This is a genomic window from Bacillus cereus group sp. MG4 (genome assembly GCF_040460055.1).
In the GTDB taxonomy this organism is placed as follows: domain Bacteria; phylum Bacillota; class Bacilli; order Bacillales; family Bacillaceae_G; genus Bacillus_A; species Bacillus_A wiedmannii.
Map to the genome: position 1 here is coordinate 1,264,264 of NZ_JARVGZ010000001.1, position 20,713 is coordinate 1,284,976.

Here is a 20,713-nt window from a genome sequence, read left to right on the forward strand (position 1 = left end):
TACCTCTGGAAGATACTCATAATTATAGCCAACTTTAAATTTACCATCTATCATCAATAGGTATACTATATTGATAAATTCCAACAAATTCTAATTCGTTACTTTTATATTTAACCTTTCTTTGCTTAGCATTGTATTCCATATTGTAAATTAAAATGGCTGCGTTAAATTTCTTTTCACAGTTTGTATACTTAAATCGTTGAATAAATTGATCAACGTAAGAAAAACCTTTCAATAAATCCTTTATATTATTTTTTGATCGACTAACCCATTCCTTTTCAACTAAATCACGATCATAATAAATCAAATTAAAGTCCTTTTCGAAATTAGAAGATATACTATCTCCATCTTCTGTATATTTATTATTTGTATAATTCAAAAATTCATCCTTACTCTCAAAATTTCCAACCCATATGGATACTTTCTCTTTCATAATTCTACTACCTTTCTATTCACACATTCTTTTATACATAAATCTACAAACTATTTATTAAACTTTCTTCTCATCATTATTAGTAATAGGATCGTCATTTAATACATACTTTTTGCCTATAGTTAAAAATTCAGTTCTATTATTTGAATCCTCCTAGTTATTTTGTATTAACTAGCTCCTATGTTGGTAACTTCACATGAAGCGTAAATATATACTTTATCAGCTCTATCTTTAACATATTCCATGCATATGGATACCATATCAGTTTGCAATTCACTAAATCTATCTTCAAACTCTTTCATACTACATTTCCCTCCTTTTATAAAATTTTTAATTTTGCATTACCTGGCTTACCATCTATATTGTAAGTAACTATAAATTTGTATAGACTCATATCATTCCCAAAGTATATTACATCAACCTTAACTGTTACTTCTTTTGGTGGTTTTTCTTTTAAAGCTGCAGCTCATATATTACGAATGAATAATAAAACAATATTATTGTCTCTATAAAAATAGGCTTCAAAATTTAAAGTACAACATCCTGATAACCTACCTCTGTTACTTCACCTTTCATAAGACAAAGGCCTAATCCATTTTCCATATCCCACGTACAGTCAAATGTAAGTCCAATATCAAGAAAATCGATAAGATCATTATCCGGAATAAAAATTCCAACTAAGGTTATTTTTTCAAGAACTTGAGTAGCTGTTTCTATTAAAGGATAACTTTCGTTAGGCTCAACATCGTAACCAAGTTCATATCTTTTTTGTTTATAATAATCTAATATAGACTCTAAAATACTTTGTTGTAATTGTAGCCATCTATCTATTAAAAAGTTATATGCCGTATATTGTTCTTTCTCAAAATGACCATCATCTTCTCCCCTAACTATTAACATCACCTTAACTTCGTTCCCAAAAAAAGCAATGTTTTTATATCCAATCCAATCATAATTATTAAACTCAAGTTCGCCAAAATCCGCATCATTTATTTTCATTACATATCTCCTTTATTGTTTACTCTTTCTACCGAAGTTCGTTCCACCCTATTTACGTGCACTTCCATTAAGTAATGTTTCTTGATTTTTTATGAAGAATGGGGTATTGTCCATTTCTTTTGCTAATATATTTTCAATTATATAATATTAGCAAATTTTGTTAACTTGAATTCATATAAAATAATTTTATAGCATTGCATGCACTAATAAAAAAAGCACTTGGTTGCCTTAAGTAGACAACCAAGTGCTTTAATTTCATATGTACTTGTAAAATAGAAAATAAGTAGTAAGTCTAATTCATTAGAACGAACCTTATACCTCTACTGGCCCCATAAAAGCAGTAATAATAAGAATATGTTCCTTCAATTTGACCTTTTTTAAGTTCTCTACTTTTTCTGCTCCACCTAACCCTAATAGAGGTGTATAACCAAAACACTCATCATACTCTAACTCATTGTATTGTTTAAGTGCTTCGGGATAAGGCTGCCAAGATAAATCTTCATCCCTGAATTCTAAATCAGCAATATTTTGAAAGAAAAATTTAAATGTAAACATAATGGTCTTTACTATACCATACCTGTAATTAAGTAATCTAACATATCCATCTGACCAAATAACCAAGTCTCCCATACCTGTAGCAAACAATACTATTGAATCCTTATATCTTTGACTACTCTCCTCCAAAATCTCTTTAAATTCCTCTGGATTTACACTTTTAAAATATCCTTGCATAAATGTACCAAATCCATAATTACTCCAAAAATTTATTATTTCATTTGGTACTACGTGTTTATACTTTTCAATGAGTTCACTCGGTACTTTATTATGTAACTTAAAATCTTTTAAATATTGCTCCATTTAAACTCCTCCTTTAATGTATTAACTTTACATTCAAATAAGTATTTTTTAGTTGTTCTTCATTCATGCTCGAAGATATTTTTCAAAGAAAGCAATGAAATTAAGTGGGGGATCAACTGCCCGTAAAAGCCCAATTGGTGAGGGATGATAATCAATGGGGATGAACAAAACCCCCAGTTTCACTTTATTCAATACCTTGATTAAGAACATAAATACTAAATCTCCCCGGCAACTTGATCTAAATTATGTAAGACTGTTTGAGTTTTCATTCGCTTCTTTAAGTGTTAACCCTTGTTCAAATAGCTTATCAATTTTATCTCTTAATGCTCTTTTTCTTGCTGCCTATTGGTATGCATTTCTATTTTTCACACCTAAATTTAAATTGTGAAATGAGGTTTTCTAAGCTGTTTGTAATTTGTTTATACTCATTTAATTCAAAATCCTCAACTAAAATTTCACCTGTATTGTTGTCTAGCACTATTAACATCCCATTTGATTCATAACCAATTGGGATATACTTAAAAATATCATTTTTAGATTCCGCATAGTCTTTGACAAGTGAAATAAAATAATCTGGTTCAATCCTTGGAATAACAGGATGCAAATTAATATTATAAGAAGAAATCCATCCTGTTAATTCTAAAAACCAATACGAAGTGAAATACTGCTTCACCGAATCATGTAACTGAACGTTGTATTGACTTTCAATTTCATCAAAGGAAAATTCCACTCCCTTCTCCATTGGTTTCCAACAAATATATCCATTTTCATCTTCTTCACCCAAATATATAAATTCATCTACATCTTCATTCCATGCTATTTGCGGTAATGAGTTGTTGTACTCCATCCATTTATCTATAAATCTTCCGAAATAGTCTTTCATAACCTCTTTCATATTAGAAATTACTCCTCAATAAAGAATTATTCTTCTGGTAAGTGAATATCGATGAAAATGTCAGTATTACTTAGCTGACTGGAAACTACATCCAGGAATTTTAATCCATTTTCCGAAACACTATGTTGGAAATGTATATCAATTATTTTTTTCTCAAAGTTGTCTCCGTAATCTTTAAAGTACTGCTTATCTTCAATATATATTAAGTAATTATTAATTTTTTCTTGTAGTACGTCTAGATGCATGTCTTCATATTCCCAGTCTAGATAGTCTATTATTAACAACTTTAGGTTTTTACCTTCTACTCCAATTGCATCTATCTGGTCCAAATCTATAACTGCCATATTTTCTCCTATTCTATATATGTCTATTGCAATAATCTACAATGTACTCATATATATTTTTTTCTTCATTAGGATCATAAAGATCTGTCTGTTGAGATTAGGTAGTTTCTACATTTTCAAATCCTGCTATGATGTTATCTATCGTTTCTATTAATTGAATTCAAATTATTTATATAGTCTATAAATAATCTCCTAATAAAATTATAACATGCCTATGTATAAAAAAAGCACTTGTTGCCTTTCGTAGACAATCAAGTGCATTAATTTCATATGTTTTTTAAATAGCATAAATTTTGTAGGTCTTAGCTTGATTTTAATCATATCTTTCTATAAAATACTGCAGTCCAATTGTATCTAACACTCGGTCTACACTTCATATCAGACATTTTTCATATAAAGTGAAACTTTAATCAGTGGGGGTTTTCTTCATCCCCCACTGATTATTAGTTGAACCAATCGGACTTTTATGGGCAGTTGATCCCCCACCTAACTTCTTTGCTTTCGCTAAATTTTGAGGTGGGGGTCTTACTGCCCATTAAAGCGGGATAAATGTTCTTAGTATATTATTTTTGTAACTTTAAATTAGAAATTAACTCATCTAGACTATCCGAAAGTGCTTCAAACGAACCTCGTTCAAAATTCTCCAATTCAACCTTACCACTTACATTATCTAACACAACTATCAAACCGTTCCCTTCTACACCTATTGGAGTCTTATCAACCTTATTATGATTGTTTTTATACCCTTCTAAATTACTTTCGAAGGAATCCAATTCAATATCTGGTAATACAGGTTCTAACCTAATATAATGATTACCAATAAATCCATCTAAATCAGCAAACCAATAAGAATTAAAATAATCATCAATTGAAGTGTGCAATTTAATTTCAAATTTTTCCTCAATCGTCGTTAAATCATTCTTATTATTTTTTTCAATAGGTTTCCATGAAATTTCTTCTTCATCATCCATTTCACCTATATATATAAATGAATCCACTTCTTCATTATATGGCGTTTTAAATAAAAAATCTAACCCTTTATCAAAATATTCTTTTCTTAAATTAAAATATTTGCTCATAGCATCCTTCATTACCAAAATAATCACCCTTACTTTTTTAATAGTTCAGCATATTTTGGTCATTTCCCAAAACTCCTGCGCTTTTCTCATTTTTCACTCATTTCATTAACACAAATTTGATTAGATTTCATTGTTTGCTTCCTTCATTTCTTCTACTATTTTTCCTTGTTCATCATATTTTTTAAAACTCACTAATCTACCTAAAACTCTATGTTCCATTAATCTTATAACACCATTTTCATAAAATTCTTTTTGTATACCTTCTAAAGTATTATTCTCTATATGTTTAATTTCTTTAACTTGTCCATTTGGATAAAAATTAACCATTTCTCCATTTTTAATTCCATCCTTAACCATATAGTAATTTGCTAAATTACCATTCTCATAACAATCATAAATGATCCCAGTAAAAATATGCTCATTATTATCTTGATCATATTCTACTATAAAAGAATCGTATTCATCTCCTCCATATCCAAAATCCTCTCCAAACTTCTTGCCATTATTCATAACGTATTCTTCATTTAATATTTTATCTTCCAAATTTAGAAACCTCCGATATCACTTCAAATTCCTTCAATAAATATGAACAATGTGGACAACACTTGAACATAAGTCCACCAGGCTTATTCTTATTAATTCCTGTTCTTATAACATTCACAGTTAAATCTTCTATTCGAGCATTAGAATTCCTCTTTAGCGCTTCATTTACAGCTAAAACCTCAGCATGCGAGCCAGCAGCCCCTTACTTAGTTAACTATAAGAATCAAATACTTCTTTTGGCATGTTATTGAGTCGATTTTGGAGTAAAGGCACTAGCTCTGGAACTGCTCCATCTATTGTATTTATGGCATAGTAATATTCCCCAGTTGTTTTGTCATAAACCCCCGCAAGAGCTGGTCCCATTTTATCTCTTCCAAAATTAGGACGACCATTATATATTTGCTTAAGCCTTTCCAATTCACTCTTTGTTTTAGCACGTAAATTAATTCGTTCATTAATTTGTCCAGGTGTTAACTTACCAAATTTATCATGCAGTTTATCCAAGCGATTTGCATATTTTCCTCTTTGAAGCTTTTCACCTTCACCCGTACCCTTAACCCCACCACTCTCCAAATTCGAGATCCTACTCTGAATACTCGCCTTTGAGGCATCATGGGCTTCTTGGAATTTCCCGCTATAGTTCGTTCCAGATCTAACGACACTTCCATCTGGCATTATTTCTACACCTTTAACGAATGGCGTTACGGAGTCCACACCTTTTGCTAATGTATTTTCAATTATATAATACTAGTAATATTCATTAGCCTGAATTCATACAAAATATTTTCTAAAAATTTATAGTATGTCTATCTATTAAAAAAGCACTCGTTGCCTTTAATTGACAATCAAGTGCTTTAAACTTATATGTTTTCTAAATGTATAAATCTCTTTAAGTTTGTAAGTTTTATAAATTTATAGTGAAAGTATGACACCTCTTATACGCTTTGAAATGTAATGTATTTTAACATAGAAGCTTGTACGAGTTCGTTAGTTTATTATCTTCCACATGTCATTATAGTTGTATCCTAATACGTATAGAATACACTATTTTATCCTTCCATTAACTTCTTCCTCATTTTATGTGTTTCTAAATCTGCTAATCTAACAGGAATAGGTAAACGACTCTCATTATTAATACAGTTCATAACAATTTCAGTACTTGTATCTAAATCAATCCAGTTCCCACAAGAAACAAAAATAGGTTTAACATTTTTGGTCGTTCTTAAAGTTCGACCATAGACTTCATTATTTATTACAATATCAGTGTAAGATCCTTTTAGATTCTCTGGCATAATAAAATCTACATCTCGAATTTTAAGATAACTTTTTGCTACACCAATGGTTGGTTTATTTAGAAGAAAGGAAGCATGAGTAGCAATACCCATGTGACGATAATGTAAATATCCATTACCATCAAAAATATATATATCTGGTTGCTTCGTTAGCTTTTTAACTGCCTCTATTATTAAAGGTAACTCTCTAAATGCAAGGAAACCTGGAATATAAGGGATTGGTATTTCTCCATAACTGTATACTTTTTCAACAACTTCCTTTGTACCATAATCAATGATTACAATACAACATGTACCATACTTAGTTTTATTCACATCCCAATAAGCCAAATCTACCCCTGCGATAAATTGTATCTCTTCTATTTGAAAATTATTTTCTAATTTAATTCTAGGTGATAATTCACTTTGGATTTTTGAAAACTCTTGTATTAATTTCTTTTCATCAAAATTATTCATTATCATCACAATCAGATAATCGGGTAATTAGTCCTAACTCCTCTTTTGTTGGAGCAACTTTTTGCCTAATTATATTCCCTTGTTTATCCCATTCAGTATATTTTAAACAAACGCCAAACTTAAACGTTCCTTCATATTTGAGTTCTTCGCTTTCATACCAAATTTTTCTTATACCTCTTGTTTGTCCTTTTATCATGTAATCTATAGATTTAACTTTCCCATTATGGTGAAATTTAACATAATTACCTTCTTTAAAACCATTCTTATAATAACAGTAATACGCTAGATTCCCATTTTCATATAACTCATAAGCTAATCCAGTAAAAGGTTTTCCATCTTCATCTTCTGGGTTATCCAGCACTTCATCGCTGTAAGAGGTAAACCATAGTTCCTCATCAAAATCTATACCCTGTTCTAATACATATTCTTTACTTAATACATCCATCTTATTTTCCAATTTTTTTCACCTCTGAACTAAATTCAAATCCTTCAGTAATAAAATTACAATGTGGACAGGTTGGCATCATCATACCAGCCGGTTTCAATTTCTTACCAGATCTTACGACGTGGGTAATAAAATCTGTTGGCTGTGCATTGGGATTCGCAAGTAATGCCTGATTCAAGGAGTATACCTCTGCGTGGGAACCTGCTCCATACGTAAATTTATAACCATCTCTAACACTACTAGGCATGTTCTCTATCCGATCCCTAATAATTTGGTGCAATGTAACTGGAATATCACCGTCAGTATTGTTAATTCCAAAATAATATTTTCCAGTACTTTTATCAAATGTTCCTGCAACCGCTGGACCCATTTCGTTTTTGGTTAGCCCTAATGTATTTAATCTTTCAACCTCTTTTTCTACAGCACCACGCAAATTAATTCTATGATTTAATTCTTGTGGAGTAAATCGACCATATTTATTACGCAAGTATTCTATTCTACTTAATTTTTCACTACTATTAGAAACTTCACCCGTACCCTTAACCCCACCACTCTCCAAATTCGAGATCCTACTCTGAATACTCGCCTTTGAGGCATCATGGGCTTCTTTTACGCTTTCACTGAAGTTCGTTCCACCGTATCTACGTACGCTTCCATCAAGTAATACTTCTTCACCTCTAATGAAGGCGGTTGTTTCGTCCACACCTTTTGCCACTAAACCTTTAATGAAGTAGTCCGCATCATTAATCTTATCTACGGTTTTCCAGCCTTGTATTTTTAAATTTTTTAATAGATTATTTTCCTTAAGCGATTGTACCACATTTCCACCCAAATTTGGATTAAAACCAGGCATTCCGTCTTTGAATTTTAATAATTTCGCTAAATCAGCTAATTCACTCGTGCCTTTGAATGCTTTTACTCCTTTTCCTACTGCTCCAACAACTGGGATTGCATCTAATCCGCCAAAAATGATGTTTCCTACCCGCTCTTCTTGGCTCAATTTCCTATGTGTTCCCCAGTCTTCTCCGTCGATACCGCTTTTTATTTGTACACCTCCGTATACTACTGCGGCAGCGGCCCCGAGTGGTGGGCAAAGGATTGTTGTGATGATGATTCCTACGCCTATTCCTATGTCTCGCACCATTTCTAGTTTTTTCTGTTCATCTTCTATCGATTTGTATTCAAATCCTCGTGTGGATGGGACTACTTTCTTGTATTCTTCATAATTTAGTTTTGCATCTGGATTTTGTTTTTTTAGTTCTTTGTATTCCCCTCTCAGTACGTTATCAAATGCAGGTGAATCTTTAAAAATATCTTCTACAGTTATTTTATCTTTTTTTGTTTTTATTGTTTGCGGTACACTTCCGTATCCCGCGTGCGCATCTGGTAATACTGTCGTTGTTGTAGAGCCAATTCGGTTATTTGTTTCGAAACTAAGAATAGATGTATCTCTCATTTTTTGAGCGAATTTATCCATTTCTACTAAAAAAGGTTTATCTATATGTTCAGACACCAATCGCCCTGCTTCTCCGCAATATCTTTGTAATGTCAAATAGCTATCGAGTAACTCCCCGATTTTTCGCGATTGATCTTTTGGGTTAAAATGTATACTACCATCTGAGTCTAAATCTCGTATTCTTCCATCAATTTTTTTTAATGATTCATTTGCGTCCCCTAATTTTATGAGTGCATCTTTTGTAATTCGATTCATACCATCCCCCATGTTTTGCCATGGTTCAGGTCTATATTTCACATCCATTTCGTTTTCATCCCCCAGCCGTATGGTGATTTCTACAACTTACTTAATCTTTCACGTAATTGTTCGTCCTTTTCAAGCATTTCCACGCATACATTTCCTACAACTTTCGCCGACCTCAAATAGTGTTCAGACAATTCAAGTGTTTTGTGTAATATATCAGGGTATTTTTCAATTACTCTCATCGCTTCACCTTTTTGATAAAAATCACTGCTTAATAAACTCTCAATATTCGTTCCAATGACGTCTACATGGATTATATATATATCTTCTAATTTCATTACTATATCAAGTAGTTCTTGAAAATTAACTAATACTTCTTCTCCACCACCAGAACCACCATCTCCCATGGATACTTGCATTATTCAATCCCTCCTAACGAAAATTGTCTCGGGTCAATTAATTTTTTATACGGCATTTTTAACACGTCATACAATTTCTTATTTACCGCATAGAGACTCACCCAGTCATATCGATTACGTTCTACATCAATTTGAACAAAATCTTCTCCTTCAGTGAAATATAAGAAACATTCCCATTTTCCTCCTCTATTACTCAGAGGCCTCGTATACGTTTCTATCGCTATAACATCTTTATTTGATAAATCTTTTTCCTCAAATGTTCGTTGTTCTTCTTCTGTCATTCTCTTTGAGAAAAATGTATCTTCTATTTCCCTCGGTTCTCTCAATAAGAAAGGGATGCGTGTTAATAAGGAAAAATATACGTCTGGCTTTGGGATGTAGTCGATTTCGTATTTTTTATTTGGCTCTATTTCCGTTAATACAGCCACTCGGTCTTTATCCTCTTTCAAAAAGCCAATTAATACATTATTCATTCTCGTGTATTCATGACAATTTTCATATTCTTTTAATAGCTCAATCATTTGAAAAGCTGCAGGGGTAATTCCGTTTTCACTTGTAAGTAGGCCTTTTTCTATTAAACTCGTAGTTGCTTTTGTCACACATTCTTCATCAAGTAAAATAATTACGTCACGGTTTGGCAATCCAAATATATCGGTAACCCCAGCTGCACCTGCGAGAACATATAATTCAGCAGGTGCAAAAATCATTTCTTTCCCCATTCTTTTATCCCTCATTTCTCCATCACAATTTTTTTATCGCCCTTACTTCCGATATATCGCCATACGTTTGAATACTTTTCTCTAACTCTTTTAAAGCTTTCGTATGTCCTTCAAATGCCTCTACCATTTCTGAGTTATATTGAATGATTAAATCAAGATAACTTAAAAAGGCATCTCTCGTTTTTCCATTCCATTTCGCACATGTAACGTATGCTTTTAAGTTTTTCGCTTGATTTAAAGAATCCTTCATACCGTTCTCTATGTTTTGTGCATAAGAAATGGCACTTGCAGTGTTACTTCCTATAATTTCAACCTCTTTACCACTCATGTTGATCCCTCCATTCTTTGTATGCTTAATGGATAAGTTTTTCAATTTCCTTTTTCTTTTCTTCAAAAGCCTTGGTCGCTGCAACGTATGCTGACGCTTTCTCCGCTTCTGCTTTCGCTTTATATTCCAAATACTTTGCATAAGCTGTACCTATCGCAGATTCAACATTGCTTAATTCACTTTTAAAATAGGATAATACTGTATTTAATTCTTCATCCTTTTCATGACGTTTTTGTTCAAATTCAACTGCCGGAATTTTATTAGCTTCTAAACCATTACTTTTACTCTCATAATCTCTCTTCGCTGATTCAGCCTCTTGAATGAATCGTTTTAACTCTCTTTCTTGATCTTTTAAATAATCATGTAATTTATCATACTGGTCTCGTTTCCTCGCGCTTTCTGTAAAACCCGATGCATTTAAAAAAGCATTATACAATTCATCTAACATCTTTCTCCCCCTTTATTACAATAACTATGTAGTTAAATTCGTATATTTAAACATGAATATTCATTACATTGAGAATTTATAAATAATTATTTTTTCATATTGCTATTTTATCAAAGGGGTTTTAACATTTCCATATTTTATAAAAAGCTTTCGCATTTTTCTTCAATTTTATGTAGTTAATTCCTATCTATACTACCTTTACAAATGAAGATCGTTTAGCCTAGTCTTTCATTAGTCAGTTAAAAAAAGCCACCCAACTCAAATGAATTGGGTGGCTCTATACCATAAAGAGAATTTGCTATTCGGATTACTTCAATTTCCCTTCAAAAACAATCTTCCTACCGCACGGTTCAACTTCTGTTTTGCCATCTTTCTTCACTTCATGAAAGATTGGCTCTTCCATACGACGAGACGGTGCGTAGCCTTCTTGTTCCATGCGTGCTAAGCAGTCTGTAATTGTTTCGTTTTCGAGTACTTCAAATTTCTTTTTATTAGGTTGTTTTGTCATGCCCTAACCTACTTTCTATTTTTCTTGATGCGAATTGATTCTTCATGTAGACCATATATACCATTGCGAGAATTCCTATTATAATCATAACCGCAATAAAAAAGCTTGTATACTGTATTTTTTCTATAAATACGCCTCCTAATACAGGTCCCAGTATACTTCCTAAACTAAAGGCGATTCCAGATAATATATTACCTGCTGGCAATAAGTGTCTCGGTAATAAATCTGTCATAAATCCAAGCCCTAAAGAGAAGCACGATCCAATGACCATACCCGCTAACAACATGCAGACAAAGACGATCCAGTAATATTGATCAAATACGGCTGCCAGCAAGAAAATGCCCGTACTTATGCTGAACGTCCACGTTAAAATACGGTCCCTTCCGTATTTATCACTCAATATCCCGAGCGGAATTTGTGTAATAATGCCCCCAACTGCAAATGCTGGTAATAAGAAGGATACTTCTGAAACAGACCATCCTTTACGAAGCGCGTATACTGGTAAGTTACTGTTTAACATCGCTTCCAGTACGCCATATGCAAGTGGTCCCAGTAGCGCAATCCATCCTAATCCAACAACTTGTTTATAACGAGAAAATGATGATTCGCTCTTCACTTCTCTTTCATCTTGCGCTGGGAATGCATTTTTCGTTGGAAGTAATAGGAGCCAACCTATTAAACAAAGTATAGTAGATATAATAAACGGCGTTGCAAGACCATACTGCACAGTGCTTGCTAAATACGGGCCGACGGCAAAACCAATACCGAAGAATACACCGTATATCGATACTTGTCTCCCTATTTTACTCGGATCTGATGTTGTCGTAATCCATGTTTGTGTTCCGACATGAAGCATATGGTCTCCGACTCCAACTAGAAATCTAAGAATAAACCATACCCAAAATGAAAAGGTTTGTGTAAAAAAGAATAATGAAATAATAACGAGAAACCCACCAATAACGATAATTGGCTTCATTCCAAACTTTTGCATCGGTTTTTCCAGAAACGGTGAAATAACTAATATCCCAATGTATAATGCCGTCGCATGAATACCGTTAATACTTGAACTAACCCCTTCTTGTTCAAAAATCATTGCAATGGCCGGTAAGAGCATACCTTGTGACAAACCAGAGATTGCCACAATCCCAACCATAATCCAAAAAGTAAAACGCATCGACATCCTCTTTCCCTCTCCTTCTCACGCTGTCCACCTTTCATTATAAACTGTTTCTTCAAATGCGTGTACGAATATTATGAATAAAAAAGAAGCTAAAAGAATGAATCTTTTAGCTTCTTACCCGTCCCATACTTGCGCTTTCACATTGTGGTGAAAGTGCTTGAAATATGGGTTTCCATAAAATGATGATCCATATAAGTATTGCTGTGCGCTAACAATTGGTGGATGCGGGTATTGCATTTGTAATGGAACTACAGATGGTGAAACTTGCATATACATCGGAGCTATCATTATTTTTGTATATATATGATGATTATATGGCGAATAAGCGATTAAGGATGGTTTATGCAATAATACTCTCCCCTTTTACATACAAATGTTATAGTATATGCAACATTTCTCATTTTGGGGATTATTTCTCTTCTAACCAATCCTCCACATGTTTTATAAATACATCTAAACAATCAATAAACGGCGAATGACCGCAATCCTCTAACACTTTCAACTCTGCATTCGGCAAATGTTTTGCTAATTCCTCACCGACTACTTGCGGTACGACGTAATCTCTGTCACCTTGTATGACGAGTGTCGGCGCTTTAATACGATGCATTTGCTTATTCCCCTCTACAACCCCGTTATGTTCATCCGAAATATTAAATGTAATGAGCGCATAATTTACATCTACGAAATTACGCTGTGTTAACATATCATCTAAATACTTTTCGTAACGATCCGGTTCAGGTTGATTATGTGTATATATTAATAAATTCCATATTGTACGGTAATATAATTTATTCATACTTTTTATCGCGTCTAGTACTGGAGCAATTTGTACGGGATCTTGTGCGATCTCTTCTTTCGTCTTTACTAAACTTGATACGATCGGCTGCCCGTTAATATCTTTTTTAAAAATTGGATATCCCTTCATGCCCACTGATTCTACTAAAATTAACTTTTCGACAAACGTTGGATGATTCGCTGTAAATTGCATCGCAACACCACCGCCCATTGACCAGCCCATTAATGAAAATTTCTCTAGTTTTAATTGATCAATAAATAGTTTTACATCAACCGCAAAGTCTTGTAATGAATCTATCGATTGATTATACGTTGATTGGCCAAATCCTCTTAAATCAAGAGCGTAAATATGGTATTGATCTTGCAGCTTTTCAATTACTAAATCAAAGTGTTGTGACGATGTCATGTTTCCGTGAATGAGTACAAGAATTTCTGCATTTTGCCTTCCAACTTCCTGATACGCAATCGTTTCTCCATTCGATAGTGAAACAAACTCCATTGTTGCAGGCTTAATCATCACAAGTTCCCCCATTCTATTTAATAGAAAGAAAATTCTTTACTTACTTAAAGAATAGCATACAGAATATACGTTCGCAACATAAAACCTATACGAATTTTTTACATAAATCAACATGTCTATTACTAGACAATTATAATGAAAAAGTATATAGTTAGCTAGGTAACTAATTTGAAAGGATCAAAATACATGGACGAAAAACAACATTTTTTTCACATTGTCAGCCAGACTTCTCGAAAATTCACAAAGAAATTTAATGAACGCGTATCTCCAACTGGGTTATTTAGTGCGCAATGGGCTGTTATTTTCCGCATCAATCAAACTGGTTCTTGTACGCAAACAGAATTATGTCAGTATTTAAATGTTGAATCACCAACGATGACTCGTACGTTAACACGTATGGAAACGATGGGCTGGATTATTCGTACAGAAGGAAAAGATCGCCGTGAAAAGCTTATTTCTTTATCAGAGACAGCGATAAAAATGATTCCGGTATGGCAAGAAGAAGTTGATACTTTCGAAGAAAAAACACTAGAAGATATTAACGAAGATGATTTACATCAAGCATTTGAAGTGTTACAAAAAATCATTAAAAATTTAGATTAAATTGGAGGGATGACGATGCAAAGTGAGAAACTTTGGACGAAGGATTTCCTCGGAACTTGTTTTAGTAGTCTATTTCTCTTCTTAACATTTTATATGCTTATGACTACTTTGCCTGTCTACGTTATAGACAACCTAAAAGGAAAACCTGAGGAAATTGGTTTAGTTGCAACTGTATTTCTTATTTCATCTGTTTTATGTCGACCATTTACAGGAAAATGGCTCGATGATTTAGGAAGAAAGAAAATATTATTTATTTCACTTTCATTATTTTTAGCCGCTACTGTTATGTATTTCGGTGCGCAAAGTTTATTTTTATTACTTTCCCTCCGCTTCTTACATGGTATTGGGTTCGGTATGGCAACAACTGCAACTGGTACGATTGTAACTGATGTTGCGCCAGCTCATAGACGGGGTGAAGCACTTGCCTATTTCGGCGTATTCATGAGTCTGCCGATGGTAATTGGTCCTTTTTTAGGTTTAACAATTATTTCTCATTTTTCATTTACTGTATTATTTATCGTTTGTTCCGTATTTTCATTACTTGCATTTTTATTAGGACTACTTGTAAATATTCCGCATGAAGCACCAATAAAGAAACAAAGACAAGAAAAAATGAAATGGAAAGACTTACTTGAACCATCTTCTATTCCGATCGCTCTTACAGGATTTGTTTTAGCCTTTTCTTATAGTGGCATTTTATCCTTTATTCCTATTTATGCAAAAGAGCTCGGTTTAGCTGACATTGCAAGTTACTTCTTTATTTTATACGCACTTGTTGTTGTAATTTCTCGTCCATTTACAGGTAAGATTTTTGATCGCTTCGGTGAAAATGTACTTGTTTACCCAGCTATCATTATTTTCACAATTGGGATGTTCATTTTAAGTCAAGCACAAACTTCATTTTGGTTCCTTGGCGCAGGTATGCTAATCGGTTTAGGCTACGGGACATTAATTCCTAGCTTCCAAACGATTGCAATTTCTGCCGCTCCAAACCACCGACGTGGTTCTGCGACAGCTACTTACTTCTCATTCTTTGATAGTGGTATTGGCTTTGGTTCTTTCATTTTAGGTATCGTCGCAGCGAAATCCAGTTACCATAATATGTATTTTATCGCAGCTATTATCGTTGCCTTCACTTTGCTTCTATATTATGGATTACACGGACGAAAACAAAAATTCAAGAAACAGCATACAGATGGAAAAGTTTCCGCTTAACATGAATAAGGAAAGTAAACTTCCCCGTTTACTTTCCTTATTTTGTATTTCTTTTAATAGAAGCGTATACTTATAATAGAAATAAAAAAGGAGGGACCGATATGAAACTTAAAAAATCTCCCCTACTCTTACTCATAATCACATTTATATTTGTAATTACAGGGCTCGGTTTTACATACTTCAAACATAATAAAACAATCCCATCGAAAAATAACGTGACGAAGAAAAATTGGTTAGATGATCCTTACTTACGTTGGTCGTACACACATATGAAAGAATTCACTTTAATTAACGAGGTAAATAATAACCCGGATCACGTTTCCCACTTCTCTACCGCATCACAAAACTTAGACGATTTTGCTGTGGAGCGTAGATTTGGACATACAACTCCTCTAAAAAAACTTTTAGACGATAATAAAACGGATGCTTTTGTCGTTGTACATAATGGACAACTTGTTTATGAACGATATTTCAATGGATATAACGAGAGTGAACCTCATGGCATGGCATCATTAGCAAAGGTTTTTACCGGTGCAATTATACAATCTCTCGCTGAAGAAAATCGTATTGACTTAGAAAAAACAGCTGACGCATATATAAAAGAATTAAAAAATACACCGTTCGGTAATGCCTCGCTTCAGCAATTATTGGATATGCAAGTTTCTGTAGAATACCCTACTCACGGATACGAACATCCAGCGTTAGAAAATCAAGATGCACAACTATATTTAGCGAGCAATATTTTACCTAGAGGTAAAAACTACGACGGTCCGATGAAAATTTATGATATGTTACGAGAAGCAGAAGAAACTGCACCGCCTGGTTCCGATTTTTCTTACGATAACGGATCAGCCGAAACACTCGCTTGGGTGATTCGAAAGATCACTGGTAAATCATTAGCTGAAAATGTTAGCGAGCGCATATGGTCTCAAATTGGTATGGAAGAAAATGCTTATTATGTCACCGATGAAACAAAAGTTGAACAAGCTAGCGCTGGTTTAAATGCAACTGCTAGAGATATGGCGAGATTCGGGCTACTACTACTAAATAACGGGGAATATAATGGAAAACAAATTCTCCCTTCTTCTATTACTGAAGATATAAAAAATGTCCAAGAAGGTGAACTGGCAGTTGGCCCTGGAGCTTCCATTTCTTATCATAATCAATGGTGGATTCCGCACAATGAACAAGGTGCTTTTGAAGTGTTAGGTAGTTACGGACAAACACTTTACATCGATCCGAAAGCGAATATGGTCATTGTCCATTTCTCTTCTAACGCTACACCAAGTAATGACATCCATTCAGTTTACTCAAATATGTATATTGATATTGCACATCATTTAGAGAAGCTTCCACAGTAGTGGAAGCAGGAGTTTAAACCTTACATTTATGACTATTTGATTGAACACACGATCTGTTGTGTTGAAACATCAATATATCTAAAAAAGGAGCTCTCTTGATAAAGAGAGCTCCTTTTTTTATTTCTTCTTCTTTTCTGTCGGTTGACTTTGTTTAGCGAAATTAGATGAATCATCGAAATTTGGTTGCTTTTTACCAGCATTATTACTTCTACCTTTTCCCATATGTAATGCACCTCCCCTCATCCTTACTATTCCCAATAAAAAAATCCTCTTGCATCCAGAATTTTTTTATTGTCCCTTATTCATAAGGCACCACTGTTCTCGTAGTACTTCCAACACTTTCAGTTAGAGAAGCTTCCACAGTAGTGGAAGCTTTTTCTTATTAAGGTGTTTTATTTGAAGCCACTATCCTCATCAAAGTTATTCATCATTAAACTTTTTATTAGCAATCCAATAATTTGTTACGAAGAGTGTCAATAAAATCCAAACTATAGTTAGTAATCCATTAATTATTGTGTTTGAATTTACTCCCCCCGTGACTAACGTTTCTATTGCGTGTTTACTCATACTGGCTGGATTAACCTGATCTATTATTGGATTCAAACCGACGATTATTCTACAAGCTAAAAGAAAAACAATTGAAATTAGCGCAATCATACCTTGACTGTGAAAAATAGCACTTATCATAGTTGTGAAAGATACGATAAAAAGAACCCAAATTAAATACAATAGTAATCCAGTAATCATGTACGAAAACGGAACAACAGTAAAAAGATAGTTTGTATATAGATAAGAGGTAAAGTATCCAATCATTACACTAAGCGCTACGATTACATAATTTGATACTATTTTCCCAGCTACATATGAAGTAACCGTAACAGGTCTCGTTAAAATAAAGGCTAACATACCGTTAGCTTTGTCTGTTTGAATGGCACCCATCATAGAGATTACTAAAATCATAAGGCCGAGCTGATCAAACTGAGAACCCAAAGTACTCGCCAGTACTTCACCTCCTTTTTGTGCTGTCATACTCGGATCGATGGTAATTCCCTGACCTCCACCTAATGCCCCCAAAATTGATGGTAAGTAATGCGTTACTATTGGCTGTGTTGCCCCTAAAAATATAAAAACAATTGGTAGCCAAATCACCTTAAAATCACGTAACATTTGAACACATTCTTTTTTTATCAATACCATTAGATTATTCATTTTTGCACCACCAATTTCAAGAAAATTTCTTCTAAAGTATCGTTGTTTATTTCAAATTTAACGACGTTCACTTTATGTTCGAGTGCATTTTGCAGTAACATATTTTTGTTTATTTCGATACTTTCAACCTTCACTTTGATTTTAAGCCCAATTACTTCTACGTCCTTCACATAGGGCAACTTTTTTACAACATCAATCCACTCTCGATCTTTAGCTGTGATTTCAATGATTAATTTATTTTCGCTATTGCGGTGCAAAAGCTCAGTAATTGTTGTATCTTCTATCTTTATTCCATCTTTAATCATGACAAATCGTTCACAGATTTCTTCTGCATCACTTAATATATGGGTTGATAATAAAATAGTCGTATCTTTTTTTATTTCTTCAATGAGATTTAATACTTCCCTTCTCCCGATTGGATCTAATGCAGATACTGGTTCATCCATGACAATAAGCGCCGGTTTATGCAATAATGCTTGTGCAATACCAAGCCGTTGTTTCATTCCACCAGAAAATGTACTAACCTTTGCATTTTCTTCGCCCTTTAGTCCAACTTTCTCCAACATTTTTGGAATTGACTTTGACAATTCTTCTTTTTTCAATCCCGAAAGTTGGCCCATAAACGTAAGCGTTTCTCTCGCTGTCATCCAATGAAAAAAATTAGGATATTGAGGTAGATAACCAATTTCTCTTTTCATTTTTGATATTTTTATCCCATTCAATAAAACTTCACCAGCAGTTGGATTAGTAATATCCGAAATTACTTTTATTAATGTGGATTTCCCTGCTCCGTTTGGTCCAATTAATCCGACGCATTCCCCCGCTTGCAGTTCCATCGAGAAATTATTGACAGCAGTTTTTCCTTTAAATGATTTTGTTACATTTTTAATCTCTAATTTCATAATTTCTCACTGTCCTTTCTTCCTATAACAAAGTACAAAATAGGTCCCAATATATTAACGAAAAGGATAATTAACATCCATACAAGTACATTTTTTCTTGTTTTCCTATGACGATATAAATCAATGAATGCAATTAAAACTAAAAGTGCCCCCACTGCAATAACTGGAAATATAATGGGTAAAAAAGCCATAATATCAATGTCTTTAAGATCATTCAATCCATAATGTATTTTCATTGTCATCACTCCTTTCAAATCTCATTATCATTATTGATAATGATAAAATAAAAACGGATGGATTGCAATCATTATTCTCATTATTTATAATGAGAATAAAAAACAATACATAAGGTGATATAATGAGTAATAAAGTTGAAATTTTAATGCATCCGGTAAGAATGAAAATTTGCCAAGTGTTAATGAGAAATAAGGTAGATGGGCTAACACCATTAGAAATGGTAAAAATCATTAAAAATGTACCACAAGCAACACTATATAGACAGCTACAAACTATGGTTGATTCTGGTATCGTCCATGTAATTAAAGAAAAAAAGGTAAAATCTGTTTCTGAAAAATATTACGCAATCAATGAAGAAGATGCAAAAATTGAAGGAAGTGAGTGGAAAGGATTATGTGATGAGGAAAAGTTAAATTATATTTCCTATTACCAATTATCACTTATGACACAATATCAAAGTTACCTTAAAAAATTAGAGGAACAAAACAGTCAAGAAGATAAGGCTACTTTTTCTGTAGTAGAATTAAAGCTAGATGAAGAACACTTTGGAAAGTTTCAAAGCGAACTTAACGAATTAATGATTAAATACTACAATAGCCAAAGTAAAGATGAAATAGAGGCTCCAGTTCGGACCGTTGCTATTACAATTATTCCAGAAACGTGAACTACATACCCGTATTTTATCTATCCAACTTAGTGTAGCCTATCCACTCTTCTAAATAAAAAAAGTGAGCTACTCAACACTAACATGTTAAATAGCTCACTTTTTCAATCTAAATTAATACTTTTAATAAAATCAAAATGATTTTCATCAGCTAATTTATCGATATAACCCGTTATATACAAATTCTCTTTAGACACTTCTGTATTTTTAAATTCAGAATAAAAATCAGGAGAAAATGATATTTCTAAAACAACACTATCCCTAGATTTAACATTTAATTTATTACCTTTAGCTAACACTTTAAATGGATTAGTTGTTTGACCAGATTTTGTTGGGGATTTAGGAAGTGAAAACATAACATTATTTTGCGCAATAACATAATCGGTATTATTCGTCATTTTTATTTTATAAGATATTTCAGTGTTCGTATTTGTATTTTTAGAAAGTAATTCATACACTATTCCCTTTTCAATATCTGCTTGTTTAAAAGTATTATTATTATTATTTTTACTAGAACAAGCACTCAAAATAAAAAACAAAACCAATATGAGTATTCCACATC

27 protein-coding genes and 2 pseudogenes are annotated in these 20,713 nt (G+C 33.2%); 4 read left to right on the forward strand and 25 right to left on the reverse strand.

The genetic code is table 11. The features are described 5' to 3' along the window. Window positions 1-40 precede the first annotated feature (40 nt). The 21 genes and pseudogenes from QCI41_RS06640 to phaZ all read right to left on the reverse strand — a co-directional run bounded on the left by QCI41_RS06640 (window position 41) and on the right by phaZ (window position 13,972). Complete coding sequence (locus tag QCI41_RS06640; protein WP_353837876.1) at window positions 41-433, reverse strand: immunity 22 family protein; 393 nt, start codon at window positions 431-433, stop codon at window positions 41-43. A gap of 167 nt (window positions 434-600) precedes the next feature. Further along, the gene (locus tag QCI41_RS06645; protein WP_353838894.1) at window positions 601-735 is read right to left on the reverse strand and encodes a hypothetical protein; all 135 of its coding nucleotides are present in this window, start codon (window positions 733-735) and stop codon (window positions 601-603) included. Window positions 736-961: 226 nt separating this feature from the next. Continuing rightward, on the reverse strand, window positions 962-1,432 hold the full coding sequence (locus QCI41_RS06650; protein WP_353837875.1) for a DUF6985 domain-containing protein: 471 nt from the start codon (window positions 1,430-1,432) through the stop codon (window positions 962-964). Window positions 1,433-1,744: 312 nt separating this feature from the next. Further along, window positions 1,745-2,290 carry a T6SS immunity protein Tdi1 domain-containing protein gene (locus QCI41_RS06655; RefSeq protein ID WP_106075001.1) on the reverse strand — a complete coding sequence of 182 codons (546 nt, stop codon included), beginning with the start codon at window positions 2,288-2,290 and terminating at the stop codon, window positions 1,745-1,747. A 358-nt stretch (window positions 2,291-2,648) separates the two neighbouring features. Next, window positions 2,649-3,185 carry a SecY-interacting protein Syd gene (locus QCI41_RS06660; protein WP_353837874.1) on the reverse strand — a complete coding sequence of 179 codons (537 nt, stop codon included), beginning with the start codon at window positions 3,183-3,185 and terminating at the stop codon, window positions 2,649-2,651. 26 nt (window positions 3,186-3,211) lie between these two features. Beyond that, window positions 3,212-3,529, reverse strand: coding sequence for a DUF6572 domain-containing protein (locus tag QCI41_RS06665; RefSeq protein WP_000268266.1), 318 nt, complete (start codon window positions 3,527-3,529; stop codon window positions 3,212-3,214). 563 nt (window positions 3,530-4,092) lie between these two features. Then, complete coding sequence (locus QCI41_RS06670; protein WP_353838860.1) at window positions 4,093-4,608, reverse strand: SecY-interacting protein Syd; 516 nt, start codon at window positions 4,606-4,608, stop codon at window positions 4,093-4,095. Window positions 4,609-4,728: 120 nt separating this feature from the next. Beyond that, the gene (locus QCI41_RS06675) at window positions 4,729-5,151 is read right to left on the reverse strand and encodes a toxin-antitoxin system YwqK family antitoxin (protein WP_064459715.1); all 423 of its coding nucleotides are present in this window, start codon (window positions 5,149-5,151) and stop codon (window positions 4,729-4,731) included. Then, window positions 5,141-5,335 (reverse strand): annotated as a pseudogene (locus QCI41_RS06680) (YwqJ-related putative deaminase); the annotation flags it as partial. The gene QCI41_RS06675 and the pseudogene QCI41_RS06680, both read right to left, overlap by 11 nt. A 347-nt stretch (window positions 5,336-5,682) precedes the next feature. After that, window positions 5,683-5,865, reverse strand: a pseudogene (locus tag QCI41_RS06685) (toxin); the annotation flags it as partial. 335 nt (window positions 5,866-6,200) lie between these two features. Next, a complete protein-coding gene (locus QCI41_RS06690) occupies window positions 6,201-6,899 on the reverse strand; it encodes an endonuclease V (protein WP_033690210.1) in 699 nt (232 codons plus the stop codon). Then, window positions 6,892-7,344, reverse strand: a complete 453-nt coding sequence (locus QCI41_RS06695) for a toxin-antitoxin system YwqK family antitoxin (RefSeq protein WP_063538383.1) — start codon at window positions 7,342-7,344, stop codon at window positions 6,892-6,894. Before QCI41_RS06695 ends, QCI41_RS06690 begins: the two co-directional genes overlap by 8 nt. A gap of 1 nt (window position 7,345) precedes the next feature. Next, entirely contained in the window at window positions 7,346-9,103 is a 1,758-nt protein-coding gene (locus QCI41_RS06700) for a YwqJ-related putative deaminase (protein WP_353837873.1), read from the reverse strand. Between the two features lie 32 nt (window positions 9,104-9,135). Further along, complete coding sequence (locus tag QCI41_RS06705; RefSeq protein WP_098210219.1) at window positions 9,136-9,462, reverse strand: MFS transporter; 327 nt, start codon at window positions 9,460-9,462, stop codon at window positions 9,136-9,138. After that, a complete protein-coding gene (locus tag QCI41_RS06710; RefSeq protein ID WP_353837872.1) occupies window positions 9,462-10,181 on the reverse strand; it encodes a DUF5081 family protein in 720 nt (239 codons plus the stop codon). The genes QCI41_RS06705 and QCI41_RS06710 overlap by 1 nt, the downstream gene beginning before the upstream one ends. A gap of 22 nt (window positions 10,182-10,203) precedes the next feature. Continuing rightward, a complete protein-coding gene (locus QCI41_RS06715; protein WP_000014540.1) occupies window positions 10,204-10,509 on the reverse strand; it encodes a WXG100 family type VII secretion target in 306 nt (101 codons plus the stop codon). A 25-nt stretch (window positions 10,510-10,534) separates the two neighbouring features. Then, on the reverse strand, window positions 10,535-10,957 hold the full coding sequence (locus QCI41_RS06720) for a hypothetical protein (protein ID WP_353837871.1): 423 nt from the start codon (window positions 10,955-10,957) through the stop codon (window positions 10,535-10,537). Window positions 10,958-11,264: 307 nt separating this feature from the next. Next, window positions 11,265-11,465 carry an NETI motif-containing protein gene (locus QCI41_RS06725; protein WP_000166302.1) on the reverse strand — a complete coding sequence of 67 codons (201 nt, stop codon included), beginning with the start codon at window positions 11,463-11,465 and terminating at the stop codon, window positions 11,265-11,267. Next, window positions 11,449-12,645 carry an MFS transporter gene (locus QCI41_RS06730; RefSeq protein WP_353837870.1) on the reverse strand — a complete coding sequence of 399 codons (1,197 nt, stop codon included), beginning with the start codon at window positions 12,643-12,645 and terminating at the stop codon, window positions 11,449-11,451. The genes QCI41_RS06725 and QCI41_RS06730 overlap by 17 nt, the downstream gene beginning before the upstream one ends. 114 nt (window positions 12,646-12,759) lie before the next feature. Continuing rightward, window positions 12,760-12,993 (reverse strand): hypothetical protein, encoded by a 234-nt coding sequence (locus QCI41_RS06735; protein WP_353837869.1) that lies wholly within the window; start codon window positions 12,991-12,993, stop codon window positions 12,760-12,762. A 61-nt stretch (window positions 12,994-13,054) separates the two neighbouring features. Further along, window positions 13,055-13,972: an intracellular short-chain-length polyhydroxyalkanoate depolymerase gene (gene phaZ, locus QCI41_RS06740; protein WP_353837868.1), complete on the reverse strand. Its 918-nt coding sequence runs from the start codon at window positions 13,970-13,972 to the stop codon at window positions 13,055-13,057. Between the two features lie 174 nt (window positions 13,973-14,146). Between phaZ and QCI41_RS06745 the strand changes: the two genes are divergently transcribed. The 3 genes from QCI41_RS06745 to QCI41_RS06755 all read left to right on the forward strand — a co-directional run bounded on the left by QCI41_RS06745 (window position 14,147) and on the right by QCI41_RS06755 (window position 17,139). After that, the gene (locus tag QCI41_RS06745; RefSeq protein WP_064475837.1) at window positions 14,147-14,563 is read left to right on the forward strand and encodes a MarR family winged helix-turn-helix transcriptional regulator; all 417 of its coding nucleotides are present in this window, start codon (window positions 14,147-14,149) and stop codon (window positions 14,561-14,563) included. Window positions 14,564-14,578: 15 nt separating this feature from the next. Then, window positions 14,579-15,778, forward strand: coding sequence for an MFS transporter (locus tag QCI41_RS06750; protein WP_046957969.1), 1,200 nt, complete (start codon window positions 14,579-14,581; stop codon window positions 15,776-15,778). Window positions 15,779-15,879: 101 nt separating this feature from the next. Next, complete coding sequence (locus QCI41_RS06755) at window positions 15,880-17,139, forward strand: serine hydrolase domain-containing protein (RefSeq protein WP_353837867.1); 1,260 nt, start codon at window positions 15,880-15,882, stop codon at window positions 17,137-17,139. A gap of 420 nt (window positions 17,140-17,559) precedes the next feature. On the opposite strand, the gene QCI41_RS06760 is transcribed toward QCI41_RS06755, so the two are convergent. Genes QCI41_RS06760 through QCI41_RS06770 form a run of 3 tightly spaced genes read right to left on the reverse strand, consistent with a single transcriptional unit; the run spans window position 17,560 to window position 19,486 of the window. Beyond that, the gene (locus QCI41_RS06760) at window positions 17,560-18,348 is read right to left on the reverse strand and encodes an ABC transporter permease (RefSeq protein ID WP_353837866.1); all 789 of its coding nucleotides are present in this window, start codon (window positions 18,346-18,348) and stop codon (window positions 17,560-17,562) included. After that, window positions 18,345-19,250: an ABC transporter ATP-binding protein gene (locus QCI41_RS06765; RefSeq protein WP_353837865.1), complete on the reverse strand. Its 906-nt coding sequence runs from the start codon at window positions 19,248-19,250 to the stop codon at window positions 18,345-18,347. The genes QCI41_RS06760 and QCI41_RS06765 overlap by 4 nt, the downstream gene beginning before the upstream one ends. Further along, window positions 19,247-19,486 carry a PLD nuclease N-terminal domain-containing protein gene (locus QCI41_RS06770; RefSeq protein ID WP_353837864.1) on the reverse strand — a complete coding sequence of 80 codons (240 nt, stop codon included), beginning with the start codon at window positions 19,484-19,486 and terminating at the stop codon, window positions 19,247-19,249. Before QCI41_RS06770 ends, QCI41_RS06765 begins: the two co-directional genes overlap by 4 nt. A 122-nt stretch (window positions 19,487-19,608) precedes the next feature. Between QCI41_RS06770 and QCI41_RS06775 the strand changes: the two genes are divergently transcribed. After that, window positions 19,609-20,151, forward strand: coding sequence for a transcriptional regulator (locus tag QCI41_RS06775; RefSeq protein ID WP_353837863.1), 543 nt, complete (start codon window positions 19,609-19,611; stop codon window positions 20,149-20,151). Window positions 20,152-20,255: 104 nt separating this feature from the next. On the opposite strand, the gene QCI41_RS06780 is transcribed toward QCI41_RS06775, so the two are convergent. Next, window positions 20,256-20,696 (reverse strand): hypothetical protein, encoded by a 441-nt coding sequence (locus tag QCI41_RS06780; protein WP_353837862.1) that lies wholly within the window; start codon window positions 20,694-20,696, stop codon window positions 20,256-20,258. Window positions 20,697-20,713 lie beyond the last annotated feature (17 nt).

Excerpts from the sequence above, each read along its gene's own strand:
- QCI41_RS06640 (WP_353837876.1), bottom strand. The coding sequence starts at position 433 with ATGAAAGAGAAAGTATCCATATGGGTTGGAAATTTTGAGAGTAAGGAT.
- QCI41_RS06645 (WP_353838894.1), bottom strand. The coding sequence starts at position 735 with ATGAAAGAGTTTGAAGATAGATTTAGTGAATTGCAAACTGATATGGTA.
- QCI41_RS06650 (WP_353837875.1), bottom strand. The coding sequence starts at position 1,432 with ATGAAAATAAATGATGCGGATTTTGGCGAACTTGAGTTTAATAATTAT.
- QCI41_RS06655 (WP_106075001.1), bottom strand. The coding sequence starts at position 2,290 with ATGGAGCAATATTTAAAAGATTTTAAGTTACATAATAAAGTACCGAGT.
- QCI41_RS06660 (WP_353837874.1), bottom strand. The coding sequence starts at position 3,185 with ATGAAAGAGGTTATGAAAGACTATTTCGGAAGATTTATAGATAAATGG.
- QCI41_RS06665 (WP_000268266.1), bottom strand. The coding sequence starts at position 3,529 with ATGGCAGTTATAGATTTGGACCAGATAGATGCAATTGGAGTAGAAGGT.
- QCI41_RS06670 (WP_353838860.1), bottom strand. The coding sequence starts at position 4,608 with ATGAGCAAATATTTTAATTTAAGAAAAGAATATTTTGATAAAGGGTTA.
- QCI41_RS06690 (WP_033690210.1), bottom strand. The coding sequence starts at position 6,899 with ATGAATAATTTTGATGAAAAGAAATTAATACAAGAGTTTTCAAAAATC.
- QCI41_RS06695 (WP_063538383.1), bottom strand. The coding sequence starts at position 7,344 with ATGGATGTATTAAGTAAAGAATATGTATTAGAACAGGGTATAGATTTT.
- QCI41_RS06700 (WP_353837873.1), bottom strand. The coding sequence starts at position 9,103 with ATGGATGTGAAATATAGACCTGAACCATGGCAAAACATGGGGGATGGT.
- QCI41_RS06705 (WP_098210219.1), bottom strand. The coding sequence starts at position 9,462 with ATGCAAGTATCCATGGGAGATGGTGGTTCTGGTGGTGGAGAAGAAGTA.
- QCI41_RS06710 (WP_353837872.1), bottom strand. The coding sequence starts at position 10,181 with ATGGGGAAAGAAATGATTTTTGCACCTGCTGAATTATATGTTCTCGCA.
- QCI41_RS06715 (WP_000014540.1), bottom strand. The coding sequence starts at position 10,509 with ATGAGTGGTAAAGAGGTTGAAATTATAGGAAGTAACACTGCAAGTGCC.
- QCI41_RS06720 (WP_353837871.1), bottom strand. The coding sequence starts at position 10,957 with ATGTTAGATGAATTGTATAATGCTTTTTTAAATGCATCGGGTTTTACA.
- QCI41_RS06725 (WP_000166302.1), bottom strand. The coding sequence starts at position 11,465 with ATGACAAAACAACCTAATAAAAAGAAATTTGAAGTACTCGAAAACGAA.
- QCI41_RS06730 (WP_353837870.1), bottom strand. The coding sequence starts at position 12,645 with ATGTCGATGCGTTTTACTTTTTGGATTATGGTTGGGATTGTGGCAATC.
- phaZ (WP_353837868.1), bottom strand. The coding sequence starts at position 13,972 with ATGGGGGAACTTGTGATGATTAAGCCTGCAACAATGGAGTTTGTTTCA.
- QCI41_RS06745 (WP_064475837.1), top strand. The coding sequence starts at position 14,147 with ATGGACGAAAAACAACATTTTTTTCACATTGTCAGCCAGACTTCTCGA.
- QCI41_RS06750 (WP_046957969.1), top strand. The coding sequence starts at position 14,579 with ATGCAAAGTGAGAAACTTTGGACGAAGGATTTCCTCGGAACTTGTTTT.
- QCI41_RS06755 (WP_353837867.1), top strand. The coding sequence starts at position 15,880 with ATGAAACTTAAAAAATCTCCCCTACTCTTACTCATAATCACATTTATA.
- QCI41_RS06760 (WP_353837866.1), bottom strand. The coding sequence starts at position 18,348 with ATGAATAATCTAATGGTATTGATAAAAAAAGAATGTGTTCAAATGTTA.
- QCI41_RS06765 (WP_353837865.1), bottom strand. The coding sequence starts at position 19,250 with ATGAAATTAGAGATTAAAAATGTAACAAAATCATTTAAAGGAAAAACT.
- QCI41_RS06770 (WP_353837864.1), bottom strand. The coding sequence starts at position 19,486 with ATGAAAATACATTATGGATTGAATGATCTTAAAGACATTGATATTATG.
- QCI41_RS06775 (WP_353837863.1), top strand. The coding sequence starts at position 19,609 with ATGAGTAATAAAGTTGAAATTTTAATGCATCCGGTAAGAATGAAAATT.